Origin of the sequence: Cytobacillus sp. T106, from assembly GCF_040492155.1 — a bacterium.
In the GTDB taxonomy this organism is placed as follows: Bacteria; Bacillota; Bacilli; order Bacillales; family Cytobacillaceae; genus Bacillus_AB; species Bacillus_AB infantis.
In genome coordinates, this window is the sequence record NZ_JBEUMK010000001.1 from 436,635 (window position 1) to 458,786 (window position 22,152).

General features: G+C 45.6%; 22 protein-coding genes. 15 read left to right on the forward strand and 7 right to left on the reverse strand.

What is annotated here, in order from left to right:
- The first annotated feature begins 4 nt into the window (after nucleotides 1–4).
- The 4 genes from ABU165_RS02140 (at nucleotide 5) to ABU165_RS02155 (ending at nucleotide 3,925) form a co-directional block, all read left to right on the forward strand.
- Nucleotides 5–1,144 carry an acyl-CoA dehydrogenase family protein gene (locus tag ABU165_RS02140; protein ID WP_253618020.1) on the forward strand — a complete coding sequence of 380 codons (1,140 nt, stop codon included), beginning with the start codon at nucleotides 5–7 and terminating at the stop codon, nucleotides 1,142–1,144.
- 419 nt (nucleotides 1,145–1,563) lie between these two features.
- Nucleotides 1,564–1,929: a cytochrome c550 gene (cccA, locus tag ABU165_RS02145; RefSeq protein ID WP_009791414.1), complete on the forward strand. Its 366-nt coding sequence runs from the start codon at nucleotides 1,564–1,566 to the stop codon at nucleotides 1,927–1,929.
- Between the two features lie 171 nt (nucleotides 1,930–2,100).
- On the forward strand, nucleotides 2,101–2,823 hold the full coding sequence (locus ABU165_RS02150; RefSeq protein ID WP_253618018.1) for a tRNA (adenine(22)-N(1))-methyltransferase: 723 nt from the start codon (nucleotides 2,101–2,103) through the stop codon (nucleotides 2,821–2,823).
- Nucleotides 2,810–3,925 carry a Nif3-like dinuclear metal center hexameric protein gene (locus ABU165_RS02155; protein WP_318059545.1) on the forward strand — a complete coding sequence of 372 codons (1,116 nt, stop codon included), beginning with the start codon at nucleotides 2,810–2,812 and terminating at the stop codon, nucleotides 3,923–3,925. Before ABU165_RS02150 ends, ABU165_RS02155 begins: the two co-directional genes overlap by 14 nt.
- Nucleotides 3,926–3,961: 36 nt before the next feature.
- Here ABU165_RS02155 and ABU165_RS02160 read toward each other — a convergent pair whose 3' ends face one another.
- Entirely contained in the window at nucleotides 3,962–4,903 is a 942-nt protein-coding gene (locus ABU165_RS02160) for a 4-hydroxy-3-methylbut-2-enyl diphosphate reductase (protein WP_009791417.1), read from the reverse strand.
- A 195-nt stretch (nucleotides 4,904–5,098) separates the two neighbouring features.
- On the reverse strand, nucleotides 5,099–5,671 hold the full coding sequence (locus tag ABU165_RS02165) for a YqfQ family protein (RefSeq protein WP_022544201.1): 573 nt from the start codon (nucleotides 5,669–5,671) through the stop codon (nucleotides 5,099–5,101).
- Between the two features lie 383 nt (nucleotides 5,672–6,054).
- Here ABU165_RS02165 and ABU165_RS02170 point away from each other — a divergent pair, with 383 nt between their 5' ends.
- A complete protein-coding gene (locus tag ABU165_RS02170; RefSeq protein ID WP_009791420.1) occupies nucleotides 6,055–7,365 on the forward strand; it encodes a DEAD/DEAH box helicase in 1,311 nt (436 codons plus the stop codon).
- 28 nt (nucleotides 7,366–7,393) lie between these two features.
- Nucleotides 7,394–8,290, forward strand: a complete 897-nt coding sequence (locus tag ABU165_RS02175; RefSeq protein ID WP_009791421.1) for a deoxyribonuclease IV — start codon at nucleotides 7,394–7,396, stop codon at nucleotides 8,288–8,290.
- 931 nt (nucleotides 8,291–9,221) lie between these two features.
- Here ABU165_RS02175 and ABU165_RS02180 read toward each other — a convergent pair.
- Nucleotides 9,222–9,476, reverse strand: a complete 255-nt coding sequence (locus ABU165_RS02180) for a DUF2624 domain-containing protein (protein ID WP_022544200.1) — start codon at nucleotides 9,474–9,476, stop codon at nucleotides 9,222–9,224.
- Between the two features lie 170 nt (nucleotides 9,477–9,646).
- On the opposite strand from ABU165_RS02180, the gene ABU165_RS02185 reads away from it, so the two are divergent.
- The 3 genes from ABU165_RS02185 to zur are packed head-to-tail and all read left to right on the forward strand — an operon-like array spanning nucleotide 9,647 to nucleotide 11,774.
- Nucleotides 9,647–10,444 (forward strand): metal ABC transporter ATP-binding protein, encoded by a 798-nt coding sequence (locus ABU165_RS02185; protein WP_101550320.1) that lies wholly within the window; start codon nucleotides 9,647–9,649, stop codon nucleotides 10,442–10,444.
- Nucleotides 10,441–11,304 carry a metal ABC transporter permease gene (locus ABU165_RS02190; protein WP_101550318.1) on the forward strand — a complete coding sequence of 288 codons (864 nt, stop codon included), beginning with the start codon at nucleotides 10,441–10,443 and terminating at the stop codon, nucleotides 11,302–11,304. The genes ABU165_RS02185 and ABU165_RS02190 overlap by 4 nt, the downstream gene beginning before the upstream one ends.
- Before the next feature lie 56 nt (nucleotides 11,305–11,360).
- On the forward strand, nucleotides 11,361–11,774 hold the full coding sequence (gene zur, locus ABU165_RS02195; protein WP_022544199.1) for a zinc uptake transcriptional repressor Zur: 414 nt from the start codon (nucleotides 11,361–11,363) through the stop codon (nucleotides 11,772–11,774).
- 39 nt (nucleotides 11,775–11,813) lie between these two features.
- On the opposite strand, the gene ABU165_RS02200 is transcribed toward zur, so the two are convergent.
- Nucleotides 11,814–12,383 carry a hypothetical protein gene (locus ABU165_RS02200; RefSeq protein WP_318059544.1) on the reverse strand — a complete coding sequence of 190 codons (570 nt, stop codon included), beginning with the start codon at nucleotides 12,381–12,383 and terminating at the stop codon, nucleotides 11,814–11,816.
- Between the two features lie 166 nt (nucleotides 12,384–12,549).
- Between ABU165_RS02200 and ABU165_RS02205 the strand changes: the two genes are divergently transcribed.
- Nucleotides 12,550–12,981 (forward strand): DUF308 domain-containing protein, encoded by a 432-nt coding sequence (locus ABU165_RS02205; RefSeq protein WP_094767047.1) that lies wholly within the window; start codon nucleotides 12,550–12,552, stop codon nucleotides 12,979–12,981.
- Nucleotides 12,982–13,057: 76 nt separating this feature from the next.
- Here ABU165_RS02205 and ispG read toward each other — a convergent pair whose 3' ends face one another.
- Both ispG and ABU165_RS02215 read right to left on the reverse strand, forming a co-directional pair.
- Nucleotides 13,058–14,164 carry a flavodoxin-dependent (E)-4-hydroxy-3-methylbut-2-enyl-diphosphate synthase gene (ispG, locus tag ABU165_RS02210; protein WP_353762551.1) on the reverse strand — a complete coding sequence of 369 codons (1,107 nt, stop codon included), beginning with the start codon at nucleotides 14,162–14,164 and terminating at the stop codon, nucleotides 13,058–13,060.
- Between the two features lie 159 nt (nucleotides 14,165–14,323).
- On the reverse strand, nucleotides 14,324–14,662 hold the full coding sequence (locus ABU165_RS02215) for a hypothetical protein (RefSeq protein ID WP_009794867.1): 339 nt from the start codon (nucleotides 14,660–14,662) through the stop codon (nucleotides 14,324–14,326).
- Between the two features lie 171 nt (nucleotides 14,663–14,833).
- Here ABU165_RS02215 and ABU165_RS02220 point away from each other — a divergent pair, with 171 nt between their 5' ends.
- Nucleotides 14,834–16,594 carry a methyl-accepting chemotaxis protein gene (locus ABU165_RS02220; RefSeq protein WP_129612065.1) on the forward strand — a complete coding sequence of 587 codons (1,761 nt, stop codon included), beginning with the start codon at nucleotides 14,834–14,836 and terminating at the stop codon, nucleotides 16,592–16,594.
- A 91-nt stretch (nucleotides 16,595–16,685) separates the two neighbouring features.
- Here ABU165_RS02220 and ABU165_RS02225 read toward each other — a convergent pair whose 3' ends face one another.
- Nucleotides 16,686–17,459 (reverse strand): DUF1189 domain-containing protein, encoded by a 774-nt coding sequence (locus ABU165_RS02225; protein ID WP_318059543.1) that lies wholly within the window; start codon nucleotides 17,457–17,459, stop codon nucleotides 16,686–16,688.
- 225 nt (nucleotides 17,460–17,684) lie between these two features.
- Here ABU165_RS02225 and ABU165_RS02230 point away from each other — a divergent pair, with 225 nt between their 5' ends.
- The 4 genes from ABU165_RS02230 (at nucleotide 17,685) to ABU165_RS02245 (ending at nucleotide 22,025) form a co-directional block, all read left to right on the forward strand.
- A complete protein-coding gene (locus ABU165_RS02230; protein WP_009794871.1) occupies nucleotides 17,685–19,319 on the forward strand; it encodes a Na/Pi cotransporter family protein in 1,635 nt (544 codons plus the stop codon).
- 83 nt (nucleotides 19,320–19,402) lie between these two features.
- Nucleotides 19,403–19,885, forward strand: coding sequence for a DUF456 domain-containing protein (locus tag ABU165_RS02235; RefSeq protein WP_009794872.1), 483 nt, complete (start codon nucleotides 19,403–19,405; stop codon nucleotides 19,883–19,885).
- A 184-nt stretch (nucleotides 19,886–20,069) separates the two neighbouring features.
- Nucleotides 20,070–20,678, forward strand: coding sequence for a superoxide dismutase (locus tag ABU165_RS02240; protein ID WP_009794873.1), 609 nt, complete (start codon nucleotides 20,070–20,072; stop codon nucleotides 20,676–20,678).
- A 129-nt stretch (nucleotides 20,679–20,807) separates the two neighbouring features.
- Nucleotides 20,808–22,025, forward strand: a complete 1,218-nt coding sequence (locus tag ABU165_RS02245; protein WP_101550310.1) for an MFS transporter — start codon at nucleotides 20,808–20,810, stop codon at nucleotides 22,023–22,025.
- Nucleotides 22,026–22,152 lie beyond the last annotated feature (127 nt).

A 22,152-nucleotide genomic window follows, 5' to 3' on the forward strand; every position in this document is an offset into this window, starting at 1 on the left:
TTGCATGAATTTTGAATTGACTGCCGAACAAAATATGATTCTGAAAATGATCAGGGAGTTTGCTGATGAAGAAGTTGCTCCCGGTGCACTGGAAAGGGACAGGACGAAAGAATTCCCTAAAGAAATATTTAACAAATTATCTAATATGGGTGTGATGGGGCTGCCGTTCCCTGAAGAATACGGCGGCGGAGGGGCTGATACAATCAGTTTTGCCATTGTGACTGAAGAGCTCAGCAGGGCATGCGGTTCGACGGGGATCACTTATTCAGCCCATATTTCCCTTGGCGGAGCCCCCCTTTATCTTTTTGGGACTGAAGAGCAAAAGCAACAGTATCTGGTTCCGATCTGCACTGGAGAATCATTCGGGGCTTTTGGGCTTACAGAGCCTAACGCGGGATCAGATGCAGGCGGTACAAGGACGAGCGCGGCAGAAAAAGATGGGGAGTTCATCATAAATGGCAGCAAATGTTATATTACAAATGCGAGCTATGCAAAGCATCTGGCCATTACAGCGGTCACGGGGGGAAGCGGGGCGGATAAAGAAATCAGCGCCATCATTGTGCCGACAGATGCAGAAGGGTTCAAGGTGATCGATAATTACGAAAAAATGGGGCTTAATGCTTCTAATACCACAGAGCTTGTGATGGAAGATGTGCGTGTGCCGACTGAGCACTTGCTCGGCAAAAAAGGCGAAGGTTTCAAGCAATTCCTGATTACATTGGATGGAGGCCGGATAGGGATAGGCGCCATGGCTGTCGGAATCGCCCAGGCTGCTTATGAAAAAGCATTGCAGTATGCAAAAGAGAGGACTCAGTTTGGCCGCTCTCTGTCCCAGTTCCAGGCTATCCAGTTTAAGCTCGCTGATATGGCGATGAAAATCGAGCTTGCCCGGAATATGGTCTATAAAGCAGCATGGCTCAAGGACCAGGGAAAGCCATTTACGAAAGAAGCGTCCATGTGCAAGCTGTATGCATCGGAAATCTGCATGGAAGTGGCTGACCAGGCAGTCCAGATCCATGGGGGCTATGGCTATATGAAGGACTATCATGTAGAACGCTATATGAGAGATGGAAAGCTGACGGAAATCGGAGAGGGGACATCAGAGATACAGCGTATGGTGATTGCGCGGCAGATCGGCTGTTAAATGCTATGGCTCCATTAACATGGGGCTTTTTTTATTGTATAGGAATTTATAAATTGTAAGTCTTGTGGATTATTATCAATTCTTAATCAACGTTCAGCAGCTGCGGCGAGGTCACAAGCCAAACCTCAAAAAGGCGAAGAACACCTTTCCGGAGGTTCGACTTGAGGTCCCCCAGGAAGCTGGTCATGCAGATGTTGCCACAGGACGTGGCGTCCTTAGTCTGCGTTCTTGAAGGTGACAATGCGCTTGCGCTTTTGTTCTGTACTGTTAAAACAGAGGCGGAATCTTCCAATTTCGAACATACTGTGACAAAGTTCAGTTTAGGGCTTTTCCTTCCATGGGTTTTCAAGTAAAATAGAGATTGTTTGTATTATATAATATACTTGACTGAGATGTTCTTACATAAGGGAGGTTAAAACATGAACCGAAATCCATTAATTCCGTTTCTTTTGATTGCTGTGCTAGGCATTGGAGCTATGTTCCTCGTTTCCTTCAAAGGGCTGGGCGATGCTAAGGACCTTGCGGCTGAGCAGGAAGGCGGCGGAGAAGAACAGACTGAAGAGGTTGCAGCCAACCCGGAAGACATTTATAAACAAACCTGTATCGGCTGCCACGGCGACCAGTATCAGGGTGGGGTAGGTCCTGCTTTGACAGGCGTTGGCGACCGCTATTCACAGGATGAAATCGCTGACATCGTTGTTAACGGTAAAGGATCCATGCCGCCAGGGCTTGTTCCGCAGGAAAAAGCAGGCGAAATGGCTGAATGGCTGGCAGGCCTGAAATAATGTGACAGTTAAAGAAAAGCCTTTCTTTTGAAAGGCTTTTCTTTATTTTGGAGCTCCGATCAGACTCCTGGATATAAGTCCTGCCGGGCTGCTGGACATTGCTTTCCGGCTTTTTTATACTAAGAGAATAATTATGTACCTGAATCTATGTAAAGTGGTGTGATGTAAGAGATGAATACAGAACAATTATCACAGCGGCTGGCACGTGTCGCTGAATATATTCCGGATGGTGCAGCCTTCGCTGATATAGGCTCAGATCATGCCTATCTTCCATGCCATGTTGTCTCTAAGGGCAAAGTGCCCTTCGCAGTCGCAGGCGAAGTGGCAGAGGGTCCCTTTCAGTCTGCAAGGAATCAAGTCAACCAGGAAGGGCTGGGCGATAAGATAGCTGTCAGGAAAGGGAATGGCCTGGAAGTGATTGAAGGCGGAGAAGTCGATTGTGTAGCCATTGCGGGTATGGGAGGCGCCTTGATTGCCAGTATCCTTGAAGAGGGAAAAGAAAAGCTGTCTTCAGTGAAAAGGCTTGTCCTTCAGCCTAATATAAGCGCCATTTCAATCCGTAAATGGCTTATTGAAAACGGCTGGGAGCTTATAGAAGAGGATATCCTTGAAGAGGATGGAAAGATATACGAAATCCTGGTTGCAGAGCATGGAGAGCCGCTCCGTCCCTACAAGGGGAAGGATAAGAATAGCGCCTTTCTTTTTGGCCCCTTCCTTACAGCGCAAAAAACGGATACCTTCCAGAAAAAATGGCAGCATGAAATGAAAAATTGGCAAAGGATTCTGCAGGAACTGGATAAAGCTGCAGACTCGGAAGAAACACGGACAAGGAGGCTGGAGCTCGGCCAAAAAATCTCTATGGCAGAGGAGGCAGTAAAGAGTGAAAAAAGTTAACGGCCATCAAATCATCTCTTTGTTTGAGGAGTTCTCTCCAAAGAACCTGGCAATGGAAGGCGATAAAATCGGACTGCAGATTGGCGGACTGAATAATAAGGTGCAAAATGTCATGATTGCTCTTGACGTGCTGGAGGAGGTCATTGATGAAGCCATCGAAAAGAATGTGCAGCTCATCATCGCCCATCACCCCCCGATCTTCAGGCCATTGCAGAAAATCAATACGGATACAGCAGCCGGAAGGATTATCGAGAAGCTCATAAAGCATGATATAAGCGTATATGCGGCTCATACGAATCTTGATGTGGCTGAGGGCGGCGTGAATGACCTCCTGGCGGAAGCTCTTGGTTTAGAGAACACAGAAGTGCTTGTGCCCACACATGAAACCAGCCTGAAGAAACTGGCTGTTTTCGTACCGCTTGAAGCAGCTGAGGCTCTGAGAGAGGCGCTGGGCAGGGCAGGTGCCGGGGCAATTGGAGATTACAGCTTCTGTGCCTTCTCTTCGGAAGGAACCGGACAGTTTATGCCCGGGGACTCAGCCACCCCTTACATCGGGACCAGAGGCCGCTTGGAAAAGGTAAAGGAAGTCAAGGTGGAAACAATTTTTCCGGATCATCTGGAAAAGAAAGTGATTTCTGCAATGATTAAAGCCCATCCATATGAAAAGCCTGCCTATGATATTTATCACCTTGATAATAAAGGCCAATCACTTGGGCTTGGACGGGTCGGAACAGTTCCTGAAACAACGCTTGAAGAATTTGCTGGAAAAATTAAAGAGGCATTCGGGCTTGACAGGGTCCGGGTAGTCGGAGATCTGAACTCTCCTGTCAGGAAAGTGGCTGTCCTGGGCGGGGATGGAAATAAATATTTTACCCAGGCCAAGTTCAAAGGCGCGGATGTGTATGTAACAGGGGATATGTATTATCATACTGCGCATGATGCAATGATGATGGGCCTGAACATTATTGATCCAGGCCATAATGTAGAAAAGGTCATGAAGAAGGGTGTGGCTCATATCCTTGAAAAAATGGCCAGGGAAAAGGGATATGATGTGAAATTTATTTCCTCAGAAGTGCATACAGATCCTTTCAAATTTATATAAAGAAAAGAGCTGCAGCGATTGCTGCAGCTCTTTTCTTTAAGCTCTCTTGATTTTTGGAAGCACTTTGCTGAGAGGCACTTTCTTCTCGGTTTTCCACGTTTCCGGATCATTAGGATCGAACTGCTGAAGGAAAGTGATGACTTCTTTTGTTATTGGTGTAGGAGTAGAAGCTCCTGCTGTGACAGCCGCCTTTTTGGCATCTTTCAGCCATTCGATCTTCAGTTCAGAAAGATCGGCAATCCGGTATGCGGTGGTGCCTGCAATTTCCTCGGACACCTGGGCAAGGCGATTGGAGTTGTTGCTCTTTGGGTCACCGACTACAATCAGTACATCGGCTTCTCCTGCCTGTTCAGCGACCGCTTCCTGCCTCACCTGGGTAGCCATGCATATTTCTTTATGGAACTCTGCATGAGGGTATTTCTCTTTTATCTTATCCATGACAGTGACGACATCCCATTGGCTCATAGTCGTCTGATTGGTAACAATGATTTTGCTGCTGTCCAGGGTGAGCTTGCCGACATCTTCTGCAGTTTGTACAAGAGATACTGCATGCGGAGCAACTCCAAGGGCGCCTTCAGGCTCAGGATGGCCTTTTTTGCCGATGTAAATGATCTGATAGCCTTCAGCGTCTTTTTCCCTGATCAGATCATGGGTCCTTGTCACATCCGGACAGGTGGCGTCAATCGTTACGAGCCCCTTTGATTTAGCAATTTCGCGGATTTCAGGGGAGACGCCGTGCGCCGTGAAAATGACAGTGCCTTTGTCGACTTTTTCAATGATATCTTTACGGTTTTCTCCATCCAGCGTTATAATGCCTTCTTCTTCAAATGCATCGGTGACATGTTTGTTATGGACAATCATGCCCAGTATATAAATCGGCCGCGGCAGGTTTTTATCCAAAGCGGCATTCCTTGCTATGACCATTGCATCGACAACCCCATAGCAATAGCCCCGCGGCGAAATTTTTAAAACATCCATTCTCCAATCCTCCCATTGCAGTGGAACTGAAACTTATTTTTAAGAGAATCAACTGCCCCTACATTATATAAGACTTGTAGAGATATTACAAAAGGGGGCATTCAATTGGCAGAAAAAATCATTGCATTTTTCAAAAGCTGGATGAACGAGGCCAAAACAAAAAGAATGCGCAAAAAGCTGCATTCTTCACGGATTCTAAATATACAGCTTGGGTGAGGAACTGCCCTTTCCAGGAGCTTTGGCACGTTTGGGAGCTTCTGAAGGCTGGTGGGACCCGGCTGTTTCAGTTTTTCTTTTCTCAGGCGGGGAGGGGGCTTTTTTAGTTTCAGAAGCTGCCTCCTTTTCACTTTCTTCATTTCCGGAGCTCTTCAATCCTCTGTACAGTTTCCACATGGCCGGAAGATTTTTGACCATTGGGCCATACTGCTGTACCATCGGTCCGAATTGCTGAGCTGTATTGAGCATTTTCTGTGTATTTGACAAGAATCCCGAAATGCTGGACGGGTTGGCAATCGACTTCAGGAATCCGCCTGAACCGGCTGCATTGGCAGCGCCCGGAGCTGCGGCGCGCATGCTATTCAAACCACCGGCTGCAGATGCTGGATTCCCGCCTTTGCCCAGAAGCTTGGCCAGCAGTCCTCCGCCTCCCTGGCGTGTCTGCTGCATAGGTCCCATCATGGGGCCGAAATTGGGCCTGGCCTGCATCGGGCCTCTAAATTGCGGCGGCATTCCTCCGCCCTGCATCGGAAAACGGGGTCTAGGCTGCATAATTTGCCTCCTTTACTTAAAAGTTTCTCCTTATGTAAGCTATGCACCTGTCATGAAATTGGTTTAGGTTTCTGCGGATGTTTCCCTATTTTCATGTTTGCCGGGCATTTAGTAAGTGCCTGTTGCGGAACATTTCTGCTGATTCCGTGCTTATTTTTGTGATCCAGATTTCACATGGCATGCACAATATCGGGCTGGATGAGTCCCAAATAAAGTTGGAACAATGCCAAAGCCTATTAAAAACTCCCTGAATGGCTAAAATAATTATATCAGCGGTATTGGTGGTCTTTTGCATGAAACTTTATTATAATAATATGATGGACAAAGACTGGTGAGGCAAGTTGTCCACTCAGGCTGCGGCCACTAACTATAAGGAGTTAATTATGACGGAAACGAAATTCGAACGCTACGAACTTAAGCCATTTATTATAGAAGCTGTCAAAAAGCTCGGGTTTTATGAGCCCACAGAAATACAGGAACGCCTGATCCCGATTATCCTTAAAGGGGATAGTGCGATTGGACAGTCCCAGACAGGCACCGGGAAGACTCATTCCTATATTTTGCCGATCCTTCAGAAAATTGATCCTTCGAGGCAGGGGGTACAAGCTGTCATAACTGCTCCGACAAGGGAGCTGGCCACCCAGATCCATAAGGAAGTACTTAAAGTAACAGAGCAGGCTGATGGCGATGAGGAAATCAGCTCCAAACTGTTTATAGGGGGAACAGATAAACAGAGGACAATTGAGAAGCTGAAAGTGCAGCCCCAGGTAGTAGTAGGGACACCGGGCCGGATCAACGACCTGGTCAAGGAAAATGCACTTCTCGTCCATACCGCTTCAATGCTGGTCGTGGATGAAGCTGATCTGATGCTGGATATGGGCTTCCTTGAAGATGTAGACCAGGTTGCAGGCAAGATGCCTGAAAAGCTTCAAATGCTTGTATTCTCGGCAACAATCCCGGAAAAGCTGAAGCCATTTCTGAAAAAGTATCTGGAAAATCCAAAATTCGTCCAAATAGAGCCCAAGCAGATTGCAGCTGCAAAAATTGAGCATTATCTGCTCCCTTCAAAGCACAAAAATAAGACGGAAATTGTCTTTCGTGCATTGGAGGCATTTAATCCATATTTGGCGATCGTCTTTACAAATACTAAGAAAAAGGCTGATGAAGTCGCAGATGCCCTTATGCAAAAAGGCTTAAAAGTAGGCCGCATTCACGGAGATCTCAGCCCTCGTGAGCGCAAGAAGATGATGAAGCAGATTATGGATCTGGAATTCCAGTATATTGTTGCGACCGATCTTGCTGCCAGAGGCATCGATATCCAGGGAATCAGCCATGTGATCAATTATGAGCTGCCGACCGATCTGGACTTTTACATCCACCGTGTAGGCCGCACGGCAAGAGCAGGATCTTCCGGCATCGCTCTCACGATTTATGATACGTCAGATGAAGATGCGCTGAACAGGCTGGAAAAGCTGGGGATCGAGTTCAAGCATGTTGATCTTCAAAAGGGTGAATGGATTGATTTGGGCGACCGCAATAGACGGAAAAAGCGGCAAAGGCAGACGGATGAGATTGATGCCCATGCTCAATCCCGTGTGAAAAAACCGAAAAATGTAAAGCCAGGCTATAAAAAGAAAATACAAAGAGAAGTAGAGAGCATCAAGAAACGCCAAAGAAGGCTTAAAAAGAAATAAAGGCAGGCTGCCGGAGGGAGAGAATGAAATGCTTAAAATTGGTTCGCATGTGTCGATGAGCGGGAAAAAAATGCTCCTTGCCGCAAGTGAGGAAGCTGTATCTTACGGCTCCAGCACTTTCATGATTTACACAGGAGCCCCTCAAAATACACGCCGGAAAAAGATTGAGGATTTGAATATTGAGGAAGGCAGGCGCCATATGGAGGCCAATGGAATTGACAATATCATTGTCCATGCCCCATATATCATCAATATAGGAAATACCACAAATCCTTCGACCTTTGAGCTGGGAGTCAACTTTCTGCGTTCGGAAATAGACCGGACTGAAGCAATCGGCGCCCGACAGATCGTCCTTCATCCCGGTGCGCATGTTGGTGCAGGAACAGAAGAGGGCATCAAAAAAATCATTGAAGGGCTGAATGAAGTCCTGAATGGCGAGGAAAATGTCCAGATTGCTCTGGAGACAATGGCAGGCAAAGGCTCTGAATGCGGGAGAAACTTCGAAGAGCTGGCCATGATCATCGATGGGGTCAAGTATAATGATCATCTATCCGTCTGCTTTGATACATGCCATACGCATGATGCCGGCTATAATATCGTAGAAGACTTTGATGGCGTCTTGAATGAGTTCGACAAAATTGTCGGGCTCGACCGCCTGAAGGTGCTTCATATCAATGACAGCAAAAATGAGCGGGGAATGAAAAAGGACCGCCATGAAAACATCGGGTACGGACATATCGGCTTTGACGCTTTAAGTTATATCGTCCATCATCCGCAGCTTTCAGAAGTCCCGAAAATCCTTGAGACGCCATTTGTCGGGGAAGATAAGAACAGCAAAATGCCTCCATACAAATACGAAATTGAGATGCTCAGGAATAAGGAATTCAATGAAAACCTTCTTTCGGACATCATGGAAGGCAAATAAATGAAATACAGCTGCAGGGTGCTGCAGCTGTATTTTTTATGAGAGAGGCTTCAGGCTAAAGAGGTAATCATTCCCTGCCGATTAGGTGTTAAGCAGAAAAGAATTACATTAACCCTGTTGATTGCAGTGGAAGGCACGTAGACTCCAGCGGGATTGCAGCGAAAAAGTTGAGACCCCGCAGCGCGGAGCGTGAGGAGGCTCAACTTCGCCCCGCGGAAAGCGAAGTGCCTGCAACGGAAATCAACAGCCCATACTAACATCTATGGTTCTTTATATTGGGTATAGACTGCAGACTAAACTGAAGTTTTGAGTATACGTTCCTCTAATGAGCAAAGCTTTTCCGCATTTCTATTTGTCCAGCAAGGTAAAGAACACCTTCTATTCCTAAGCGCCTTATGCTTGTCGGGGCTGAACAAGGCTTTTCCGCATTTCAATTTGTCCAGCTCCAGCGGCTAGAGACTCGAGTCATAAGCCACCAGAGAATTAAAGGCAAAGAACGCCTTTAATTCTCTGGCGTCTTATGCTTGTCGTCTCTGGGCAAGCCGCCTCCGCATTTTAATTTGTCCAGCTCCAAAGCCTAGCCCCTCGAGTCATAAGCCACTTGGGAATTGAAGGCAAAGAACGCCTTCTATTCCCAAGCGTCTTATGCTTGTCGGGGCTGAGCAAGGCTTTTCCGCATTTCTATTTGTCCAGCTCCAGCGGCTAGAGACTCGAGTCATAAGCCACCAGAGAATTAAAGGCAAAGAACGCCTTTTATTCTCTGGCGTCTTATGCTTGTCGTCTCTGGGCAAGCCGCCTCCGCATTTTAATTTGTCCAGCTCCAAAGCCTAGCCCCTCGAGTCATAAGCCACTTGGGAATTGAAGGCAAAGAACGCCTTCTATTCCCAAGCGTCTTATGCTTGTCGGGGCTGAGCAAGGCTTTTCCGCATTTCTATTTCGTAAATTGCATAAACAGCTTGTTTACTTCCCTTGCTGTGTCGGGTCCGGCAATTTTGGCAATTTCCTTAATGATTTTGGAGCGTTCTGAATCCTGGAAGATGTTTACCTGTTTACCTCTTAAGTAATTGGCAATCTGCTTTGCCTGTGTCTGATTTATGGATATTTGGAATTGCTTAGCGTATTTTAAAAGCTCTTCAGTCGTTATCGTGCTGACTTTATGATTGATGATGTTTTCGAATATTTTCATTTTCTCCCACCTCCTCTGTACCATATGTACAATAGCCCGGAAATGTTACTGAAAATTGCCTCCAGAATAAAATTAAACCATTCAGCCCGGTTCTCTTTACTTTAGGGAAAAGTTCCGTTATACTACTTAAGTTAAATCGGAATCATTCTTATATTAAAAAGGTGATAAAAATGAAAGACCAAACTCCCATAATTGAGATATCAAATCTCACTTATAGATATGAAAAAGAAAATGTGCTGGAAAATATAAATTTAACTGTACCTGAAGGGGCATTCCTTGGGATAGTAGGACCGAATGGTTCAGGAAAATCCACTCTCCTAAAAATGGTCCTGGGGCTTCTTAAGCCGCAGAAAGGTGAGATTTTTCTGTTTGGACAGCCAATCGGAAAATTCAGGGACCAATCAAAAATCGGCTTTGTTTCCCAAAAGGCGAACTCCTTCAATACCGGATTTCCTGCGACTGTTTTTGAGGTGGTTTCAAGCGGCCTTACGAAAAAGCTTGGCCTGTTCCGTTTTGCCGGCAGGCAGGAGCGGGAAAAAGTTGCGGAAGCGATCGAATCAGTCGGTTTAACTGCTTTTTCCGGACGCAATATAGGGGAGCTATCCGGAGGGCAGCAGCAGCGGGTCTTCATTGCGAGAGCGCTTGTCAGCAGCCCAAAACTGATGATTCTTGATGAACCGACTGTCGGGGTTGATGCACAGAATGTGCAGTCATTTTATCAGATGCTTGAGGATTTAAATAAAAAACTGGGCATTACGCTTGTTCTTGTCACGCATGACATTGGTACGATAACCGATAAGGTTTCGCATGTAGCCTGCCTGAATAAGCATCTTCATTTTCATGGAAGGACAGAAGAATTTGAAGAATTCGATCGGAATGAGGTTTCTGAGTTTTACGGTCACGGGCTTCACGTCCTTCATCATGACGATCACCATCACCATCATCACCATGAAGGAGGGACATTATGATCTCCGCAATCCTTCAGTATGAATTTTTGCAGAATGCTTTTTTGACCGGCATTATTATCGGCATCATTGCCCCGATTCTGGGTGTATTCATTGTTGTCCGCAGGCTGTCGCTGATAGCCGATGCCCTGAGCCATGTTACACTTGCAGGGATTGCTGCCAGCCTCCTCCTGGAAAAGAAACTTATGCTATCCGGCGGCCTGAACCCGATGTATATGGGAATGGCATTTTCAGTTGCAGGCTCACTTTTTATTGAAAAGCTGAGAGCTGTTTATAAGCATTATCAGGAGCTTGCGATACCGATCATTCTTTCAGGAGGCATCGGGATCGGGGTGATCTTCATTTCTCTGGCGGACGGCTTCAATACAGATCTGTTCAGCTACCTGTTTGGAAGTGTAAGTGCGGTCAGCAGGACAGACCTGTGGTTAATTTTAATCATTAGCGCCGTTGTGGCAATTCTTATAGTATTATTATATAAAGAGCTATTTTTGCTTTCCTTTGATGAAGAGCATGCAAAGGCATCCGGGATTGCCGCAAAAAGTGTCCATTTCATTTTTATCGTAATGGTTGCCCTGGTCATTGCGGCCTCCATGAGAATTGTCGGGATTTTGCTTGTTTCGTCCCTGATGACACTCCCGGTAGCTGCCAGCATCCGCATTGCGAAAGGATTTAAGCAAACCATTCTTTTCTCGGTGATTTTTGGTGAAATCTCTGTCCTTGGGGGACTGTCGGTTTCATATTACCTGGATCTTGCTCCAGGAGGGACGATTGTAATGATTGCCGTCCTAATTCTTGTGTTGACCATTTTAATAAAATCCCTGCTCCTGAAACTTGCAGCCGGTTCTGAAAAAGCAGGGGCATAGGAAGAGCCAAGAACAGCTGCCGGGAGAAGGCAGCGCGATTTAAAGAGGTGATTGCAATGAATGTGGAAGAAGCCTTGATTCTTTTAAAAGAAAAAGGATATAAACATACAGGGAAGCGTGAGGAAATGCTGCAGTTCTTTTCTGACAGCAATAAATACCTGACTGCCAAAGATGTACTTGATAAATTGAAGGACGATTATCCCGGGTTAAGCTTTGACACTATATACCGGAACCTTTCTTTGTTTGTGGATTTGGGGATTTTTGAAATGACCGAGCTGTCCGGAGAGAAACATTTCCGTTTTACATGCTCGCACCATCACCATCACCATCACTTTATCTGCCTTGATTGCGGCAAAACAAAGGAAATTGATACTTGCCCAATGAATGGGCTTCAGGAGAACCTGAAGGGATACGATGTTTCCGGCCATAAATTCGAGATTTATGGCCGCTGCCCGGATTGTGTTCATTAATAAATGAAAAACCGGCCTGGGGGCCGGTTTTTTCGTTTTTTATTTTTCAGCTTTCAGCCACTTTTCAACTGCTGCCTTCGCCTCAAACCAGCCTTTCACCCTTATAACCCCTACAGGGATCGGGTCGCGATTATAAGGTGTATCAAAAAGGATGACGGGTATGCCGCATTCTTCATGGATCGCAACTGCATTATCATGCTTGTCTTCAAAGAATATATCCACTTTGTGCTTTTTTGCAGTACTGATTTTATCATGAGAGCCGATCAATTCTACATGATGGAAATGAAGCTCGTTTTCAAGAAACCATTCTTCGGTCAATTTCTGCAGGGTAGAGCCGCGTGCACTGATAAAGTACAGCTCATGCTTTGATTCCCATTCTTTCAGGACCTGTTTTGCTCCTGAAGCCAGCGGGGAGTTGGCATAAATCTTTGGTTCATTATCGAGGAACCATTTTGCAAATTCTTCTTCGCTTATGTCAACCAGGGGATTTAAGTCATACTCTTTTACATCCTCCAGGGTCAGGTTTAATTGAAACGCTTCATTCAAATAGGGGATGATCGAGGAAGGGCAGGTCACTGTCCCATCGATATCAATGCCAAATCTTTTCATATGTTTTTTCTCCTTATATGGATGTCTCATACCATCTTAACAGAACTAGTGCCCGCCAAAAAGGATTGCAGGAGAAATGCCTGTTTTTTTATCCATACATTAGCATCGTAAAACAGGGGGAAAGAGCAGATAATAAATAATGCCCCTATAGAAGGGGGCAGCTAATTTGCCATTACTAACAAATCAGGCTTCTGAAAGCGGAGGGATTATATTGGCAGATCAAGAACGCTCTCAGCAAGAACAAGACCTTCGTCACAGCGAAGAGCTTGGCGAAAATAATGAATATGGATCAAGGAATTATACAGAAGAAACAGCCGCCGAAATCGCAGCACCTGTTTCGCTGGGAAGAGACAGCAGCGGGGAGGACTACCGCGGGGAAGAAAATGCCGGGATGGACCTTTCTGGCGGTATGATGGGGTATGGAGCTTTAGCGCTTTCGATTCTTTCACTGTTTGTCCTGCCAATTCTGTTTGGCGCTGCCGGCATCATTCTCGGCTTCATAGCGCGCAGAAGAGGGGCGCGCACAACCGGGGCCTGGGCAATCGGCATCGGTGCCGTCTCCATTATCATCGGAATCTTTATCCTTCCGTTCTTTTAGGCGGAAAAGGGAAAAAAGACCGGCTCACAATTGAGCCGGTCTTTTATTTGCTTCAGCTGAAGGGGCGGCAAGCCGCTTAATCATTCATTTGAAGCTGCTTTTCAGCTTCTTGTTTAGCATAGTATTCTTCAGCGATTTTATCGATCTCGATTTTTAATTCTTCGACCATTGTATCTTCAGGAACTTTGCGGACTATTTTCCCTTTACGGAACAATAGGCCTTCCCCGCGGGCGCCGGCGATGCCGATATCTGCTTCACGGGCTTCTCCAGGGCCGTTTACAGCACAGCCTAGCACAGCTACTTTTATAGGTGCTTTGATCTTCTGGATATATTCTTCCACTTCATTGGCAATGCTGATCAAATCGATCTCGATCCGGCCGCAGGTCGGGCAGGAAATGAGTGTAGCAGCATTGGATGAAAGTCCGAATGACTTCAAAAGTTCCCTGGCGACTTTTACTTCCTCGACAGGGTCGGCACTCAAGGAAATCCTTAAAGTATTTCCGATGCCTTTGCTTAATATGGCACCAAGGCCCGCGGCGCTTTTCACCGTGCCGGCAAACAAGGTCCCTGATTCTGTAATTCCAAGGTGAAGCGGATAATCAAACGCCATGGCTGCTTTTTCATAAGCCTCGATGGCCAGGTTGACGTCAGAAGCCTTCATGGAAACAATGATGTCATGGAAATCAAGGTCTTCAAGGATTTTAATATGATGCAGGGCGCTTTCCACCATACCGTCGGCAGTCGGATAGCCGTATTTCTCGATGATCCGCTTTTCCAGTGAACCGGCATTTACACCGATCCGGATCGGGATCCCTTTTTCCTTTGCAGCTTTAACAACTGCTTCCACTTTTTCACGGCGGCCGATATTACCAGGATTAATCCTGATTTTGTCAGCTCCGCCCTCGATAGCCTTAAGAGCCAGTTTATAATCAAAATGGATATCCACTACAAGAGGGATATTGATCCTTTTCTTTATTTCAGCGATCGCATTTGCCGCTCTTTCGTCAGGGCACGCCACCCGGACCACTTGGCAGCCTGCTTCTTCAAGCCGTTTAATTTCAGCAACAGTAGCTTCCACATCATGCGTCTTAGTGGTCGTCATGCTTTGGATTACAAGTTCATTATTGCCGCCGATGGTCAGGTTGCCTACTTTGACCGGGCGGGTTTTGGTACGATGTATAATTTCACTCAATGGTGATTCGCTCCTTTAAATATGGAATTGGAACAATATAAAATGAATTTTCAGCAGCGCATTGCAAAGTCCTGCCGCTGTCAAACTATATCCTATTGTATCAATGAACCTGCTGAATTGACAAGAATGATGGTTCTGGCATTTATCTTTTCAATTGCTAGTTTTTGCGTAATCCGGAAATTTATAAATTTTGCCTGCCTGAATCTTCCCGGCCTTCACTCCGCTGTTAAGCTTTTCAAAATCTGCTGCTACCCGGGAGATGGAAACGGGAACTGAGCTGTCCAGATGCCTCTCGACGATTGTCAGGACAGTCTCCCCGGGAACTGCTTTTTGTTCAAAATAGGCCAAAGCATCCTCATCCGGCTCCACAATGGAAGAGGCTTCAAGGGCAGGGGCCTGGTCAGGGGCAGGAAGGGTCCCGCGGCTCAGATCATAAAATATAATATATATGGCAAGAACAGCAATCAGCAGCGCAGCAAACCGTTTCATTGGGCACAGCCTCCGATCCGCAGTATTTTTATACTGAATGTATGCCTGTACATCCAAGGATAGAACAAGCTATGCATACGAAAAATGATTTAGGAAAATATTACTGCTTTTTTACAAAAGCTTAATAATCCCTCTCTATAATTGAAGGTATAAGAGGGGGAGAGATGTATTTTGGCAAAAACATCACAGTATTTCATCAAACTTAAAAAGGCTGGCAAACGTTTTGCCAGGCCATTGCAGAATATGAAGTTAAGAATAACCGGGAAAAATCTCATGGCAAGGATGCCGCTGCAATTCAGGCTTCTGTTCCTGACTTTGGGGCTGCTTGTTGCGGCCATTTCAGCAGTTGCCTATATCTCATATGAAAAGTCAAAAGATACAGCGGTAGAGCTTATGGAGCAAAGGCTGGAAAGAGAAACAAAAACCTTTTACCAGCTTGCACAGAACTTGATGTTCATTTACGTGGGAAAAGAAGATGAGTTCAGCAAAAAGGTAAACCAGGTGCTGAAGGGACAGGAAGCGGAGCTGGCAAAAGATGGGCTGCACGGTGAATATTTTCTTATTTCGGGAGGAAAGGCGGAAGCTTTTGATGTCAGTAAAAAATCTTCATTGAAGTTTCCGGAGAAGCTTTTGGCCGGCATCCAGGAAACAAAAACCGGGATTGCCCATGAAAATTTGAATGGAAAGGAATATACCCTTTCCTATCACAATGTCCAGGAGCTTAATGGGGTATTTTTAATAGCCATCCCGCAAGAGCAATACCTGCACAATGTTTATGACATGGCTACATACATACTTATTGCAGCGATTGCCAGTATAGCGGCTGCTGCCCTCCTCATCTTGCTGCTGGTCCGAAGCATTACAGGCCCGCTTAATACGTTAAGAGATATTATGAAGCAGGCCAGGAAGGGTAACCTTGACTTAAAAGCAGAATCACGAACCACAATCCCGGAGATTACATCTCTGATAAAAAGTTTTCATAGCATGATGGGCCAGATGAGGGAGCTGATCATCCGCATTTCGGATACATCCAGGGATTTGACATGGACAGGTGCTGATCTGCAGGAAATTTCCGGCCTGGTTCTGGAAGAGCAGGAACACCTTAATGAAGCCATCCGCATGGTAAGGGCCGGGGCAGAAGAAACCGCAGGAAGTTCAGAGAAAAGCATTCAGCTTTTTCAAGAAATGAAAAATTCAATCGAAAGCATCTCTCAGATGATGGGAAGTATGACTGCCAGCGCAAGCTCAATGAATACATCCGCATCAGAAGGTGAAGAAAGCATCAAGGATCTTGTTCATACCGTGAGAAACTATGAGAAGGAGTTTAAAGCAGTTTCTGCCTCTGTACAGGAGGTAAGGGATTATTCAGATAAGATCGCACAGGTGGTCACGCTGATTCAGGATATTGCCGGGCAGACAAAGCTTCTTGCCCTGAATGCGGCCATAGAGGCAGCAAGGGCAGGGGAATCAGGAAAAGGCTTCGCGGTTGTGGCTGATGAAGTAAGGAAGCTGGCAGAGCAGTCTTCAAAAGCTGCTGAAAATATAACTGGAACTATAGCAGAGATGGAGAGTATTTCTGCTAAAGCTTCAGATGGCTTCCAGGAGATGCAGGAAAACTTTGAGATTCATCTGGAGGCAGCGGAGAAAAGCAGGAACACATTTGATGTACTCATGCGGGAAATTTCATCAGTAAGCATGATGATTAAAGAGTCCGAGAAGGGACTGGCCGTCCTGAATGGGATATTGCCTGAAGCCGAGGCTGCAGCAGAAGGATTTGCCTCCGTAAGCCAGGAAACACTTGCAAGTGCAGAACAAATGATTTCAGCTTCCAATGAGCAGGCAGCCAAGACTAAAAGAAGCCACGATGCGGGTGAGAGCCTTATCTCCCTTTCCGGGTCGCTTGCGGAAACCATATCATTGTTTAAATATTAATGAATGAAAAAAGGCGGCCCGAATGGTCCGCCTTTTTCATATGCAAATTGGAAGGGTAATCCGGCTGAGAATACAGCTTGATTACTGACGCTTATTGCTTGCTTTTTGGCATAGGCACTTCCTTTACTGCCAGCATCAGGATGATGATGGACACAAACCAGTTGATCATGAAGCCGCTTGGCACATTTGTCTGCAAAGCGCCCATGACCGCAAAGAAGACAGTCGGCAGCGTGACGCTGTATGCGGCCATCCGCCATAAGTGCCTGTATTGCAGGCGGCGGCCGGCAATGCTGCGGAGAAGGAGGCCGATCAGCGCCAGTACGGAAACCTCAATGAATTTAACCGCGGTGCTGAACAGGTAAATGACTAAAGCCATAATAATGATGAAAATGACCAGGACTGAATCAATGGAATCCAGGAAGGATACTGCGTCTTCCTTCGTCAAAGTCAGATCGCCTGCCATTGAATAAGAATACGTTTGCACCTGCCCGCCTGCAACAAACATAAATTCATCTTTTAGCATAGCGAGGGCCATATTGGAATCGGCCAGCTCTTCTTTATTGGCGGTGCCTGTTGAGTCAAATACAATGGTAAAGCTGTTTTTATTGATGATGATCGGAGCTTTTTGATCGGAATTCAGTTCCCCGTTCTCAATCGTAAAGTCAGGGATATCCTCTGCCAGGCTCTCACGGGCAGCATCTGCTCCTGACATGATGGCCGTGCTGAAATAATAGATGGTTGGCAGGACAGACAGGAGGGTAAGTAGGAAAACATAGAGAATTGTCTTCCCGATTCCCTGAAAACGGAAGGCTGCTATATCCCTTGGGGAATAAAGACTTTTAAAAAACTGTTTAAATACATTCATTTTGACACACCCTTAAAAAGATTCACCATTTATTTTAGCCGCAGAGCCCTATATGTACAAGTATGATCCATATACAGATTTGTAACACAACTGTAACATTAGGCTTAAATGTTAAGGTATTGTAAATTTGGCTGAAGGAATCTTTACTTTTTATTTACCCATCATACATAATGATGTGGGGTTTGTAGATTAATGTCGAATCTAAAAAGTTATAGGGGTTGAAAAATGGTGGAACTAAACATCCAGCAAATGCTTTTTGAATTTTTGGGCGGCCTTGGTATTTTCTTATACGGTATTAAATTCATGGGCGACGGCCTTCAAAAGTCGGCCGGTGATAAACTTAGGGATATATTGGACAAGTTTACTACCAATCCGGTCATGGGTGTTCTCGCGGGGATCATTGTCACGATCCTTATCCAGAGCAGCTCTGCTACAACAGTCATCACCGTCGGTCTTGTCAGTGCCGGCTTCATGACCCTGCGCCAGGCAATTGGCGTCATCATGGGTGCAAATATCGGAACGACGGTAACGGCGTTCATCATTGGTATTGATGTTGGGGAATATGCACTTCCAATCATAGCATTGGGCTCGATCATGCTATTCTTCTTTAAAAATAAAAAAGTACATAATGCCGGCCAGATCGTTTTTGGATTCGGGGCATTATTTTATGGACTTGAACTGATGAGCGGGGGAATGAAACCGCTCAGGGGGCTTGAGGCATTCCACGATCTAACAGTCAATATGAGCTCCAACCCGATCCTTGGTGTAGTGGTCGGTACATTGTTCACGGTCATCGTCCAAAGCTCGAGTGCGACAATCGGGATTCTGCAGGGCTTATTCTCTGAGAATCTGATCAATCTTGATGCAGCTCTGCCAGTCCTCTTCGGGGATAATATCGGTACAACCATTACTGCCGTGCTGGCAGCCATTGGGGCCTCTGTCGCAGCGAGGAGAGCGGCAGCTGTACACGTCCTTTTCAATCTGATCGGGACAACCATATTCCTGATACTGCTTCATCCGTTCAATCTGCTGATTTCAGCTTTACAGGATAAGCTTAGTCTCAATCCGGAAATGACAATTGCGTTTGCACACGGGATCTTCAATGCGTCCAACACATTGATTCAGCTTCCATTTGTAGCGGCGCTTGCCTTCATAGTCACAAAGCTGATTCCGGGCGAAGATTCAGTTGTTGACTATAAAGCGAAGCATCTTGATCCGGTGTTTATAGAACAGTCTCCTTCAATTGCCCTTGGCCAGGCGAAAGAAGAAGTGCTCAGGATGGGATCGTTTGCGGTTAAAGGCCTTGAAGAAACAAACCTGTTCTTAAAGACAAAGCTGAAAAAGCATTCAGACAGTACCTATCAGCTTGAAGAAGCTATCAATAATCTTGACCGCAAGATTACAGATTATCTGATTAATTTATCAACAAGCTCACTTTCTGAAAATGAGTCTGAAGAACATACAGTGCTGATGGATACAGTAAGGGACATCGAGCGGATCGGCGACCACTTTGAAAACATCATTGAACTGATTGAATATCAGCAGGCCAATAAAGTGAAAATCACTGAATCGGCGATGAATGACCTTGAAGATATGTTCGCTTTGACGATTTCAACGGTAAAGGAATCCCTCGAATCGCTTGACCATAATGATAAGGAAGCTGCAAGGCATGTTGTCAAAAAAGAAGAGGAAATTGACAAGATGGAAAGAAAGCTGAGGAAGCAGCATATCATCAGGATGAATGAAGGGACATGCACCGGACAGGCGGGAATTGTTTATGTGGACATTATCAGCAATCTGGAGCGTATCGGTGATCATGCTGTGAACATTGCAGAGGCTGTTTTAGGAGAAGATAATTAGTGTATAGTAAGCAAGAGGGAAACCTCTTGCTTTTTCCTTTTTCAGAGTGGATAGAAAAATAAAAAGTCGAAGGTGCTGGTCTAATGGAATATGTATACTGGACGATTATCATTATTTTATTTGCGATTGCTTTTATTGGCCTCTTTCTGCCCATCATCCCAAGCGTCCTTTTCATCATCGGAGGATTTGTTGTTTATGGGCTGTCCTATTCTTTTGAGCCCTTCGGGTGGCTGTTCTGGCTCGTCCAGGGGATGTTCGTCCTTCTTCTGTTCGGAGCCGATTATGCGGCCAATATGATTGGCATCAAGAAATACGGAGGTTCAAAGGCGGGAATCTGGGGAAGCACGATCGGCATCCTGGCCGGCCCTTTTGTCATCCCGGTTTTAGGGATACTGATCGGCCCCTTCATCGGCGCCATCGCCGCTGAAATGATTGTCCATAGGAAGGGCATCAGGGAAGCTGCAAAAATCGGGATGGGATCGGTTGTCGGCTTTGTCAGCAGCATTGCGGCAAAGGGTTTCATTCAGACAGTCATGATTGTGTACTTCCTGTTTCTCGTTTTATGACCGCTGCATGCATAAAAGGGAGAAGAGAGGGTATTGTATATCTGTCAGGCAAAGCATTTTGTTTGAAAGGATTACCCAAGTTTGGTAATCTAACATTAAAGACTTTTAGAACGATTCTATTTTCTGAAAAATGGAATAGATGCCGTTCGGAAGCTAAATAATGATACATAGGGAGGAATTTATTATGGCATTTGAATTACCGCAATTACCTTATGCTTACGATGCGCTGGAGCCAAACATTGACAAAGAAACAATGAACATCCACCACACGAAGCACCATAACACATATGTAACTAACCTTAACAATGCATTGGAAGGCAATGAAGAGCTTCTTTCAAAAACAGTTGAGGAAGTCGTTTCGAATCTTGATGCTGTTCCTGAATCAGTCCGCACAGCAGTAAGAAACAATGGCGGAGGGCATGCCAACCACTCTTTATTCTGGCAGATCCTTTCTCCAAATGGCGGCGGCGAGCCGACTGGCGAGCTTCAAGACGCCATCAGCAGCAAATTCGGCAACTTCGAAAGCTTCAAAGAAGAGTTCGCAAAAGCTGCAACTACACGCTTTGGTTCTGGCTGGGCTTGGCTCGTAGTCAACAACGGCGAGCTTGAAGTAACTAGCACTCCAAACCAGGACTCTCCATTGATGGAAGGCAAAACGCCTATCCTTGGCCTTGATGTTTGGGAGCATGCATACTACCTCAAGTATCAAAACCGCCGTCCGGAATATATCAATAACTTCTTTAATGCAGTTAACTGGGAAGAAGTGTCCAAGCGCTACAGCTCAGCAAAATAATCTTTCCATCCAGGATAGGCAGCAGATTCGTCTGCTGCCTTTTTGCATGCAATCAAAGCGTTCAGGGATGAATAAGCAAGTCCCCATTGTAGAAGACTACCCTTAGAAACAAAGGGGAGTTTTTATAAAATGAGCAAATTGAATAAGCTGATCGGAAATATTGAGCTGAATAAAGACCTGACCCTGCTGCTATTAATCGGGGGGCTTTATTCTTTGAGTGTTGCTCTTTCAAACACTTTTGTAAATATTTATTTATGGAAGCAATCAGGGGAATTCAAGGATCTGGGATTGTATAATTTATCGATTGTCGTCATTCAGCCGCTTACCTTTATACTTGCAGGAAGATGGGCAAAGAAGATTGACAGGGTCATTGTCCTGAGGATCGGCGTCATATGCCTGGCTCTGTTTTATTTGACTGTCCTGATCATCGGCACAAAGGCATCCCAATTCCTGCTGCTCCTTGGAGCGCTGCTTGGAATGGGATATGGTTTCTATTGGCTGGCGTTTAATGTGCTTACCTTTGAAATTACTGAGCCGGATACGCGGGATTTTTTCAACGGATTTCTTGGGATCCTTTCTTCAGTCGGAGGGATGATTGGACCCATTTCAGCAGGCTTCATCATTTCCAGGCTGGAAAAATTCACAGGCTATTCGATTGTTTTTGGACTTTCTCTGGTCCTGTTCTCACTTGCTGTCTTTTTAAGCTTTTTTCTGAAGCGCCGTCCTGCAGAAGGGGGCTATTGGTTTGTCCGCATCTTTAAAGAAAGAAATAATAACCCCAACTGGAAGCTTGTCACCAATGCACATTTTTTTCAGGGGCTTCGTGAGGGGACCTTCGTGTTTGTCATCTCTGTCTTCGTTTTTATATCGACAGGCAGTGAAATGGCTCTCGGGACATTCGGGCTGATCAATTCGGGCATTGCCTTTGTAGCGTATTATCTTGCATCAAGGCTCATAAAAAAGAAATACCGCAAAAAATCGATCCTGGCTGGCGGACTGATTCTATATGCCAGCATCTTTTTTATCATCATTGATGTTACGTACGCAAGGCTGCTCATGTATGCGGCTTCGATTGCCATTGCTTATCCCCTGCTGCTTGTTCCCTATGTTTCCATGACCTATGATGTTATCGGAACAGGCTGGCGAGCAGCTGAGATGAGGATTGAGTATATTGTCGTCAGGGAAGTATTTCTGAATATGGGCAGGGTTGTATCCATTCTCTGCTTCCTCGGTGCAGTAACTTTTTTCAGCGAGGAAAAGAGTATTCCCATTCTGTTGTTGTTCGTGGGGGCAGGCCATTCAGTGATTTACTTCTTCTATCGTAAAATTCAAATCAAGCCTGCATAGGAGGGGGAGGGAGCCTGCCCTCCTCTTTTTGTGTGCCGAAAGCTAATTATTTCCTGTTAAAACCAGCAGGCTGTTTATAGAAATATTTTCTACTTTCTTTTACAATATAAGAAGACAATTCATGAGG